The organism is Sulfuricurvum sp., from assembly GCF_036279695.1.
GTDB lineage: Bacteria > Campylobacterota > Campylobacteria > Campylobacterales > Sulfurimonadaceae > Sulfuricurvum.
This window is the reverse complement of sequence record NZ_DASUIQ010000026.1, coordinates 1-6,495: the sequence shown is the minus strand read 5'-3', so window position 1 is coordinate 6,495 and position 6,495 is coordinate 1. Positions and strand designations below refer to the sequence as shown.

The window sequence follows — 6,495 nt, the reverse complement described above, 5'->3', positions numbered from 1 at the left end:
TGGTATCCGACTAGATTAAATCCCCCCGCCACATCGCTATCACTGTGCCAAAGGGCGTACGGATCGGGGGTTAGAGACAACGACCACCCCAGCAATACGGTATCGAATTTGCGCGGAGATACCACCGTGTTTAAAAATGCCTGCCACTCCATGACCCGCAGTGTCACTTTGACCCCGACATCCAGAAGTTGCCGCTGTAGAATCTCTGCCGCATAGGGGCGGATCGCATTGGAGTTGGAGGTAGCGATCTCAAACTCCAGCGGATGCTCTTTGGTATACCCCGCCGCCCTCAACAGTGCTTTTGCCCGAGCCAAATCTCGTTTGGGGGCTTTCACTGCATCGTTAAATCCTCTGCTTCCCGGTAAAAAGGGACCGGTGCACACCTTAGCGTGTTTCAAAAACAACACATCAATCAGCGCATTTCTATCTATCGCTAACGACAACGCTTCACGGACACGCGGATCTTGAAATTTTTTCAAACGGTGATTAAATCCCAGATAGGTGTAACTATGCGAGGGGAGCTCCAGCGTAGCAAACCGTTTATGAAACGATGCATCCAACTGACGTTCAACCTGCATCGGATCGAGTCCGTCCACATCTATTTGTCCCGATTTGAGCATCAAGAAGCGCGTCATCGGATCGCTGATGACATGAAAAACAATTCGCTCAATCTTCGCTTTGTGCTCAAAATAGTTGGGATTAGCTTCCAACACAATCTGTTTGGAAAACTCTAATTTCTTGAGGATATAAGGACCCGTTCCGATGGGGTGAGTATTAAATTTAGACCCCATAATATCTTTTTCATTTTTCAGCACATGCTCGGGGACAATCCCCATCATCCATACTTCCAACGCTTTAAAATAGGGTTTTTCATACGCTACGCGCAAGGTGTACTCATCAATGACGGTGACACTCTTGATAACCCGAAAATCGGATGCGTAAGGGGTAATCGTAGTCGGTGCTTTGATCAAATTATAGGTAAATAGAACATCACGTGCGCTAAACGCCTTTCCATCATGCCATTTCACCCCATGTCGGAGTTTAAACTCGATGAGTGTGGGGGTCACAAAACGGTACGATTCGGCCAAATCGCCGATGATTTTTTGACCGCTCTCATCGTATTTCACCAGTGAATTAAACAAAAACCCCGAAATGGAGGAGCTCGCCGAATCGGTGGCGATCAAGGGGTTTAGACGTGCGGGATTCGAGGAAGCGCTCAGATGAAGAGTTGAAGCGATCAGCCAAACGCTTTGCAAAAAGAGTAGTAAAAATTTCAATCTCTGCCCATTTTTTTGGTACGATTATACCATTTTGAGACGTTTAGCCCTCTTCTGCCACCGCTCAATCGTATAGACAATCAAAGAGATGATAAACCATGCCATCACCATCGTAATAAACGTATGGCTGAGGAAATGATCCCCGATAAGCATTTTATAGGTTCCCATACTCCACCCGATAACCATTGCCGTAGCTCCTGCGAGTATTTTGGCTTTACGGGTACGAAACAGGTAGATGAGTGATAACAAAGCAAATCCGCCGCTCGCGTGACCTGCGGGCCAGCATTTGATTTTTCCTTCTTGACAAAACGTACTCGGATATTTTTCCCACACACAGGTATGGGGATAATTTCCGCCGTAGATTTCCAAGTTTTTAGGACAAGGCAGGTTGGTAGTCGCTTTAAAACTCCCCACAACCACCGGAACAAAAATTGCGGACAAAACAACAATCACCAGTCCACGACGATACTGTGTCAAAAACGGTTTTTTCCACCAAATTATCAAACCGATCAAAATAAGCACATTGAAGACAATGATAAGCCGTTTGATCCCGTCATAGAAAATAAACTTCAATACCGGTTCATCGTAATCGATCAGCCATTGATGGGTTATCGGGTTATAAAAATGGTTTTGAACCCAAATATCGGTACTGCTTAAGCCAAAAAAGATGACACTAAGGATGAGCGCTACCGCACTCAGCCATAACTGCTTAGCGACCGACATGCAGCAGATCGAGTTCTGGTTGATAAATAGTCGTATTAACCTCTAAATATCCCAAAAGGGTGTGAAAGAGTGAATCTTGTGTTTGAGGTTCTTTCGCAAAAGTGGCGATTTTAGCTTTATCGATGTTAAACTGTTTACCGAACCACATCACGGCAGGAACGTGCTTTTGTGCTTCAGGGGCGATGTTATACGGAAATCCGTGAAGGTATAATCCGTTTTCTCCCAACGACTCTCCGTGATCGCTGAGATAAAACATCCCTGTCGCAAATTTCTCATCATTTCCTTTGAGGAAATCAATCACCTTCGTTAAAAAGGTATCAGTGTAGAGGATGGTATTGTCATACGCATTGGTAATCTCCTCTTTGGAACACTGCTCGAGCTGATTGGTTTTACACACCGGCGTGTACTTCTCGAACGCTTTGCTATAGCGTTTATAATACGCCGGACCGTGATTCCCCATCTGATGCAAGACAATCAGAATGTCCCCTTTCGGATGAGCTTCGATGTACTCTTTCAAGCCGACTAGCATCCCCTCGTCTCGGCACTCTTCATCACAAATCGTATTGTTTTTCGGAGTTTGATAATCTTCATAGGTTACACGATCTGCGACCCCTTTGGAATTAGAGTTATTATCTCTCCAAAGAATATTAACACCGGCACGCTTGAGGACATCCAAAACATTTTCGGTATGTTTGGCTTTCTCTTTATCGTATCCCTCGCGTCCGAACGAAGAGAACATACACGGTACCGATACCGCCGTCTCCGTTCCGCAGGAGGTGAACTGGGTAAAGTTAATAATATCCTCTTTACGCAAGAGTGGCGTCGTATCCCGCTCATAATTGTTCAAACCGAAATGATCCCATCGCACCGCTTCACCGACGACCAGAACAATCAGTTTACGAGGCTGATCGCTACCGGTGATTTTTGCATCTTCTCCGATAGGAGCCAAACCGCTGTAGGGGTGAGAAAACGTCTCTTGGACATAATGACCGATAGAGTAGAGATAATACGCCGGATTCGCATAATAGCGCAGCGGCTTATGTTCTCGGAAAAAGGAGGTGTAATATTTGCTGAATGCAAAAATGACGACAAGTGCAACCACTAATGCAGTCAAGATGACTTTTGCTTTATCGATCAACGTCTCTTTGAGACTCATCGGGATAATTTTGATGCGATACACGATAAATGAGGGGATAACACCCAATACGATGGTATAAAGTAGCTGTTTCAAACTCAACAAATCCGTAGACTCTTTGACATTGGTCTCAAGCAAATTTTGAATCATGTGCGAATCGATCACGACATCATACGCATCCATAAAATAGGCCGTTGCTGATGTGACAAGCAATAGAGTTATCAATGCTGGCTTAATAGTATGTCGTGAGCTCAGAAGAGTTAGGACAATCAATGTTACACTAAAGAGGACAATCCCCAAAGAGAAAACAAACAAGATATTCCCGCCGACGAGAGGGTACACTTCGCTAACATGTTTAAAAAATGCTCCGTTCGTAAAAAGAACTAACCATAGTGCAACAGCGATCACTACGGTACGGGCTGTCATAGGCTTTGATAAGGAAAATAACACTCGGACTCCGCTTATTTTAATTACGATATTATAGTATCTTATCCCCTAATGCTACGTAAACGCACTTATTATCCGTTATTACCCTATAATTTCACATCATTTTACGAGGAATCATTATCGATGCTACGCGAACTTTTTAAAATCTATCTCCTCTTTATCGCTCTGTTTTTTATCGGACGGTTGGGGCTTTACGGACTCTATTTCGACCGATTGGGGGACATCAGCTTTGCAGAGTCCCTTTTATCATTTATGTACGGTTTAAAACTCGACACGATGACGACTTCGATCATTTTAGTCATTCCCGCACTCTTTATGGCAATTACTCCCCAAATAGGGGCAAAAGTTGTAGGGCGTTTACTCAGTGGCTATGTCCTCTTTTTTCTTTTAATATCTCTCTACGTCGAAAATGCCACCTTCCCGTTTGTCGCCCAATACGACGTTCGTCCCAACTATCTCTTTATCGAGTACCTCAAATACCCCCAAGAGGTCACCTCCATGATTCTCAAAGAGTATCCGATGCAGCTTGCCGTTGCACTGGGGATGCTTGTCCTTATGGGATGGAGCTATCTGCGTTTCTCTCCCCTTCGTCTGGTTGAAGCGATCCGAACACCGCTGTGGAAACGTCTCCTTTTGTTTCCGATTGTCGTTGCCGTTCTTTTTATCGGTATCCGCTCCTCGTTCGGTCATCGTCCGGCTAATATCTCCGATGCCCTCTACAGCACCAACCGCATGGCAAATGAGATCGCCAAAAACTCTCTCTACAGTATCGGATATGCCTATAAAAGCTATACCAAAGAGGGAAACCTTATCAAGCCTTACGGAAAAATGGAACTCTCCGAAGCCTATGCACGTGTAGGTAAAAAGCTCGCCTTAAATCCGAATCAAGAGTTCCCGTTCAATCGACTCGAACCGACCCGTTTCAAAACCCAAAAGCCTAAAAATCTCGTTATCTTTATCCAAGAATCGATGGGGAGTCAATTTGTCGGCTTCAGCGGCGGGGACACGGCGATCACCCCCAATATGGAAAAACTCTCTCACGAGGGGGTCGCTTTTACCAATCTATTTAGCAACGGAACCCGCAGTATTCAAGGGCTGGCTGGGATGAGTTCAGGCTACCTCCCGCTACCGGGAGAAGGGGTAGTAAAGCGGAATAAATCCCAAAGCGATTTTTTCACGGTTGCCGCGCTGCTTAAACCTCTGGGATATAAATCAAGTTTCATTTACGGCGGTGAAGGTCGGTTTGACAATATGCGTAGCTGGTACATGGGCAACGGGTTTGATGAAGTGATCGAACAAAAAGATTACCGAAATCCGAGTTTTGTCAGTACGTGGGGGGTCAGCGATGAGGATCTGGTACTCAAAGCGAATGAAAAATTTAAATCCCATGCCGAAAAAGGGGAAAAGTTTGTCTCTGTGATGTTCTCCTCTTCCAACCACTCTCCGTTTGAGTTGCCGGAGGGGAAAATCGACTTTATCACCGGAAAACCAAAGCAAAGTGTTGAAAATGCGGTTAAATACGCCGACTTTGCTATCGGAAGACTCTTTGAACTAGCGAAAAAAGAATCTTACTATAAAGACACCGTATTTGTCGTCGTTGCCGATCACAATGTCCGTGTATACGGTGACGATCTGGTTCCGGTCAATATGTTCCATATTCCGGCCCTGATTATCAGCGATGGTGTCAAAGCGCAAAAGTACGGTACCCTCGCTACTCAGCCCGACGTTTTGGCAACGGCTCTGGATATGATCGGTGTCGATCTCACCTACCCTATTTTGGGTCACTCGATCTACAGCGATAAAAAACAAGAGGTAGCTCTTATGATGTTCAACGATAACTTCGCCCTGCGCGATCATGAAAAAGTCGCCATTATTCAGCCCAACAAAGAGGCGTTAACGTTTACCTATGCCAATGAGCATTTGACACCGGCTCCGCACGATAAAGAGCTTGAACGCGACGCGCTGGCATTTGTCACCGTCATGGATGATATGTATAACAAAAAGCTGTTTCGGGTTGCCAAATAATACTTTTCAGAGATTTCTCTGGAGGAGTTATAAAAAATAGTGAAAAAAAATAGAGGAAGAGTGAAGAATAATTCTTCCCAAAGAAGGGAAGAAACAAACGATTAACGTTTTGAGAATTGAGGAGAACGACGTGCTTTGCGTTTACCCGGTTTTTTACGTTCAACAACACGAGCGTCACGAGTCAACATACCGAACGGTTTCAAGATAGCACGGAATGACGGATCGAATGTGCAAAGAGCACGAGAGATACCGTGACGAAGTGCATCAGATTGTCCAGAGAAACCGCCACCCATAGTTGAAGCAGTGATGTCTACTGACGTATCTTGTTTAGTCAAAGAAAGCGGTTGAGTAACACGCAATTTTTTTGCTTCAAGACCACCCAACCATGCGTCGAGTGAAAGACCGTTTACAGTGATTTTACCTGTACCCGGAGCAAGCCATACTTTAGCGATCGAAGATTTTCTTCTTCCGGTTGCATACGTTTTTGCCATTATTTATCCTTACTTAGCGATCTGCGCAGAGTGTGGATGTTCAGCACCTGCATAGACTTTTAGTTTTTTCAACATCGCACGACCCAATTTTGTTTTAGGAAGCATACCGCGAGCTGCAAGTTTGAAAACTTTTTCTGGGTTAGTAGCCAAAAGTTCTGTAAATTTTTCACTTTTTACGTTACCGAAGTAACCTGTGTGACGGTGGTATGTTTTAGTAGCCGCTTTACCGCCACCATTAATGATCGCTTTTTCAGCGTTAATGATAACAACGAAGTCACCACAGTCGATATTTGGGGTAAAATAAGGTTTATCTTTACCGCGAAGACGAGTAGCAACATCAGTCATAATACGACCGAATGTTTTCCCTTCCGCATCGATCAAAACCCATTTACGTTCG

Annotated in this window: 6 protein-coding genes; 1 reads left to right on the top strand and 5 read right to left on the bottom strand. The window is 44.7% G+C overall.

Annotated elements, in window-relative coordinates; all coding sequences use genetic code 11:
- The 3 genes from VFW36_RS03150 to VFW36_RS03140 all read right to left on the bottom strand — a co-directional run.
- Positions 1 to 1,277, bottom strand: a 1,277-nt coding sequence (locus VFW36_RS03150) for a peptide-binding protein (protein ID WP_329657362.1), incomplete at its 3' end; no start/stop codon positions are given.
- A 24-nt stretch (positions 1,278 to 1,301) separates the two neighbouring features.
- Complete coding sequence (locus VFW36_RS03145) at positions 1,302 to 2,000, bottom strand: phosphatase PAP2 family protein (protein ID WP_329657361.1); 699 nt, start codon at positions 1,998 to 2,000, stop codon at positions 1,302 to 1,304.
- Entirely contained in the window at positions 1,987 to 3,561 is a 1,575-nt protein-coding gene (locus VFW36_RS03140; protein WP_329657360.1) for a phosphoethanolamine--lipid A transferase, read from the bottom strand. The genes VFW36_RS03145 and VFW36_RS03140 overlap by 14 nt, the downstream gene beginning before the upstream one ends.
- Positions 3,562 to 3,705: 144 nt before the next feature.
- Here VFW36_RS03140 and VFW36_RS03135 point away from each other — a divergent pair, with 144 nt between their 5' ends.
- Positions 3,706 to 5,607 (top strand): LTA synthase family protein, encoded by a 1,902-nt coding sequence (locus VFW36_RS03135; RefSeq protein ID WP_329657359.1) that lies wholly within the window; start codon positions 3,706 to 3,708, stop codon positions 5,605 to 5,607.
- Positions 5,608 to 5,708: 101 nt separating this feature from the next.
- Here the strand turns inward: VFW36_RS03135 and rpsI are convergent, their stop codons facing one another.
- Together rpsI and rplM are read right to left on the bottom strand one after the other, a co-directional pair.
- Positions 5,709 to 6,098 carry a 30S ribosomal protein S9 gene (rpsI, locus tag VFW36_RS03130; protein WP_329657358.1) on the bottom strand — a complete coding sequence of 130 codons (390 nt, stop codon included), beginning with the start codon at positions 6,096 to 6,098 and terminating at the stop codon, positions 5,709 to 5,711.
- Between the two features lie 9 nt (positions 6,099 to 6,107).
- Positions 6,108 to 6,495, bottom strand: a 388-nt coding sequence (gene rplM / locus VFW36_RS03125) for a 50S ribosomal protein L13 (RefSeq protein ID WP_329657357.1), incomplete at its 5' end; no start/stop codon positions are given.

Coding starts and splice junctions, on each gene's coding strand:
- VFW36_RS03145 (WP_329657361.1), bottom strand. CDS start 2,000: ATGTCGGTCGCTAAGCAGTTATGGCTGAGTGCGGTAGCGCTCATCCTT.
- VFW36_RS03140 (WP_329657360.1), bottom strand. CDS start 3,561: ATGACAGCCCGTACCGTAGTGATCGCTGTTGCACTATGGTTAGTTCTT.
- rpsI (WP_329657358.1), bottom strand. CDS start 6,098: ATGGCAAAAACGTATGCAACCGGAAGAAGAAAATCTTCGATCGCTAAA.
- VFW36_RS03135 (WP_329657359.1), top strand. CDS start 3,706: ATGCTACGCGAACTTTTTAAAATCTATCTCCTCTTTATCGCTCTGTTT.